At 57.6% G+C, this 4,335-nt stretch carries 2 protein-coding genes; both read left to right on the top strand.

Features of this window, described 5'->3' with window-relative positions; all coding sequences use genetic code 11:
- Positions 1-386, top strand: a 386-nt coding sequence (locus VB144_10120; GenBank protein ID MEA4883988.1) for a DUF4139 domain-containing protein, incomplete at its 5' end; no start/stop codon positions are given.
- A gap of 330 nt (positions 387-716) precedes the next feature.
- Complete coding sequence (locus VB144_10115; GenBank protein ID MEA4883987.1) at positions 717-3,314, top strand: adenosylcobalamin-dependent ribonucleoside-diphosphate reductase; 2,598 nt, start codon at positions 717-719, stop codon at positions 3,312-3,314.
- Positions 3,315-4,335 lie beyond the last annotated feature (1,021 nt).

Below are 4,335 nucleotides of genomic sequence, written 5' to 3'. Positions count from 1 at the left end.
AGGGAATCGTGAGAGTCAGCAAAATGGATTCCGATGGCGGGCTTGAGTTCGTGGGCGAGGACAAGATCGACCACACTCCTAAGGATGAAAAGGTCCGAGTTCTGCTGGGTTCGGCATTCGATGTGGTAGGCTCGCGCACCCAGACCAACATCAAGAAGATATCGGACAAAGTGCGCGAAGAGACTTACAAGCTTGAGGTGAGAAACAGGAAAGAGGAAGCAGTCGAGGTGAACGTGGTGGAGCACCTATGGGGCTACAGCCAGTGGGAGATCACCTCTGCCAGCTCCAAGTATTCGAAGACCGACTCCCAAACGGTCGAGTTCCTTGCGAAGATCCCAGCCGGTGGAACAGCCACGGTCACCTACACCGTGCGCTACTCCTGGTAAGCGTGGCGCACTAATGCTTCCCGCGGACGGGCCATCCGGCCACGTCCACGGATATCATAGATCGCACGCGAGAAGGCCTCCCGATCAGGCGGGAGGCTTTCTCCATCAGTGAGTTTGGACGGGTGTGCGATAAGGCGTGGCGAGCATGCCCGGCCCGCACATGCCCGCCACGCCGCATTGACTTGATCGGGTCAGATGGGTTAGAATCAAGTGTGATGCGCTTTGCGTCCATCCCTTGTATACATTTCCACGCTGAAGGGCAATTGCGGACACGTGCAGAATCAGTGACTCTGATCTTGTACACGATGGATAAGCTTGGGGGGCAGATCGATGGGGCCTATCGATGACTCTGTGCTCGAACGCCGGATGGCGCTGACGCCTGAGGCGCTAACGATACTTGAGACTAGATATCTGCTAAGAGACAAAGAAGGCAAGGCAACAGAATCACCTGAGCAGATGTGCCTGAGGTTAGCTGTGGAAGCCGCCAAAGCAGGTGTTCAGTACGAAGGGAACACCCAAACGGAGCAGGAGCGTGTGAACCTTTTCTACTGGCTCCTCGTGGAGTCGCTGTTCTCCCCCAACTCTCCAACGTGGATGAATGCTGGAACGAACGATTCCCAGAACGCAGCATGCTTCGTGCTTCCGGTGGAGGATTCTCTCCCCAGGATATTCGATGCTGTGCGCGGTGCAGCACTCATACATCAGTCAGGCGGAGGCACAGGTTTCGATTTCTCGTCACTCAGGCCCAGAGGCGACGTTGTAAGATCCACAGGCGGGGTAGCGTCGGGGCCGGTATCGTTCATGACAGTCTTCAACTCGGCAACCGAGATCATCAAGCAAGGTGGAAAGCGAAGAGGCGCCAACATCGGCATTCTTCGAGTGGATCACCCGGATATCGAGAGCTTCATCACGTGCAAGGTGGATAACTCCGCCCTGTCGAACTTCAACATCTCGGTTGGGATCACGGATTCATTCATGGCAGCAGTCGAGGCAGATGAAAGCTATGATCTTGTCAATCCGCGAACCCGCGAGAGCGCAGGGGTTCGCAGGGCACAGGACATCTTCGGCCTCATTGTTGATCACGCATGGCGCAACGGAGAGCCGGGCGTGGTGTTTCTGGATCGCCTGGAAGAGAAGAACCCAACACCTGCTATTGGCAGAATAACCGCCACCAATCCATGCGGAGAGCAGCCGCTCCTTCCGTATGAAGCATGCCACCTGGGATCAGTCAACCTTCAGAAGATGCACAGGGAAGAGCCTGCCTCAAGTGAGCAGGTCCTGGTTGAGCTTGGCCTTGATGCCGGGTGGGCTGATCACGAGTTTGCCGCCCTATGCGCAGGCGTGCTTGCGGATGAGATTCGCCACGTGAACTGGAGCTTGCTTCGCACTGTCGTACATAGCGCAGTCGATTTTCTCGATTCGATCATCGACGTCAGCAGATACCCTCTCCCGGAGATCGACCGGATGGTGAGAACCACCCGAAAGATCGGCCTTGGCTTCATGGGTCTTGCGGATCTCTTCATAATGCTCAAGGTGGCATACGCGTCGGAGAAGGCCGAGCTTCTCTCGGAGCTTATCGCCAGGTTCATAACCCGGGAGGCCAAGGTGAAATCATGCGCCCTGGCAGTGGAGCGCGGTCCATTCCCCGCCTTCGCCGATAGCGTTTTCGCCAAGGCCGGCGATCCTCCGATCCGTAATGCAACTGTGACCACTGTTGCGCCCACCGGGACCATCAGCATGATTGCGAACGCATCCTCAGGCTGCGAGCCTCTGTTCGGCGTAGCATTTACGAAGCAGAACGTGCTGGGAGGAAAGACCCTCACCCAGGTGAACGCGCTGTTCCTCGCCGACGCAAAGAGGCGCGGCATCTACTCGGATGAGCTTATGGAGAAGATCGCAGCCAACGGCGGGTCTCTCGATGGCATTGAGGGTATACCGGCAGACATGGTGATGCTGTACCGCACAGCTCTGGAGATCCCATGGGAGTGGCATGCCAGGATCCAGGCGGCCGTACAGCGAGGAATCGATAACGCAGTATCCAAAACGATCAACCTGCCCTACGACGCCACGCGCGACGACGTGAAGCAGGCATTCCTGCTCGCGCACAGGCTCAGGTGCAAGGGCATCACCGTTTACAGATCTGGAAGCCGGGAGAGCGAAGTGATCTCTTCCAAACGGAAACCGGAGCCGAAGCTAATGGAGGAGGCGCCGACCCCTCGCGGAAGGAAGCCATACACCGTGGATTCCACGCTATGGGGGCGTCTCCAGCCCATCGACAGGCCGGAAACGCTGTGCGGCGTCACGAAGCGAATCGCCACTCCGTCTGGAACCCTGTGGGCCACGATGAACCTATACGATTCCACTCCGTTCGAGATGTTCTGCCAGATCGGAAGAGCGGGCACCGACATATATGCTTTCACGGAGAGCATCGCGCGCCTCATCTCCCTCTCCCTTCGCGCCGGAATTGACCCTACAGAGGTAGCGCGACAGCTTCGCGGAATTGGAGGATCCGGCCAGATCGGGTTCGGCCCAAACCGCGTCCTGTCGGTGCCGGATGCCATAGGGCGAATGCTTGAGCAGTGCATCCAGTCGAAGTATGCGGGTCCGGAATGGGCCACTCCTCCCGAGCGCGGCATAGCTGGTCAGTCCGCTAGCAGTGAGGCCGCCGCGTCTGGGCCTGAGGGCACGTGTGACTCGTCACAGCAGGCGACTCTCCCGTTCGTGGGCAACGGAGGCGACGCGGCTGAATCCGATGATGATAGTTCCAGCAGCGAAAGCCACTCCCATGAAGATGGCCACGATGAGGATCATGGTGGGCACGGTAAGCACGTCACCCGACATGACCTTTGTCCACAGTGCGGAAACTACTCTCTGATATACGCGTCTGGATGCAGCGAGTGCAAACTGTGCGGCTACAGCGCTTGCTAGGAGCTTGCTAGGAGCTTGCCAGGAGCTTGCCAGGAGCTTGCTAGGAGCTTGCCATAAGCCGGCGCCGCTTAATCCCGAAAGCGCAAGAGCCCTAGGCCTTTCCGGTAAGCAAGGCCTAGGGCTTCATTCACCCGCCACGTATTCATGGCCCACATTCAGCACCATTGGGCATTCATCCTCTGAGTTTTCATATGTGGCGTGTTCCTCATGGGAAAAACCTCCAGCCCTGCGTCGTCACGGGTGCCGATGATGGGCGACCTGTACGGATTTCGTACTGGACGCGCCGATGACCTGTACGGATTTCGTACGGCGCTGAAGGCGGAATGGGCGTGCGGCCTTCGGAATCGGAGTTCAGCAGCCAAAAACAGCGCTGAGCGCCATGAATCGGGGCGCAAATAGGCATAAGATGGGAAAAAGACGCTCTCTCGGACCGGATTGGCGGTGGATTGGGCCTGGAGGCGTACGGAATCCGTACAGCTTCCGCGAAGATCCGTACGGATTTCGTACAACACGCACAGAATCGGCAATCTGAAGGACGTCCCGACCTCGCGAAGAGTAGCCCGCGAATAGCCCCCGAGTAGCCCGCGGGTAGCCCGCGGGTGGTTCGCGAGCAGCTAGTAAGCATCCTGCTGCCAGCCATGGCATCACAGCATGCTCAGGATTGCCCCTATCTATCTCCCGATCTACCTCACACTCGCGGAACCACTGGAATCCTGCGTCTTCGGTGATCCGCACGAACTCGGCATTTCGGCTGCACATCTCATTGGCGGCGTAGTGCAAACCGAAGCAACGTTGAGCCATGTTGATGTGGCCTGTCTCTTCCATTTGCGGGCCCGCTTCAGGTGATCTGGGCCAACTCGAGGCGGAATATACCCCCCATTCCGCACGATTCAGCACGAGGATGAGCCCAGCTGATCCAGTTTCGGTCCGAAACCTTAACTCTGGAGAAAACCTCATCACATCTCTGCGAGTCGTAGCGTATCACAGTAATGCTCTAATTTGTGCCCGTTTTCGTGCACTT

The sequence above is a fragment of the Clostridia bacterium genome, assembly GCA_034926675.1.
Taxonomy (GTDB): Bacteria; Bacillota; DTU025; order DTU025; family DTU025; genus JAYFQW01.
This window is presented reverse-complemented; position numbering and strand designations above follow the sequence as displayed.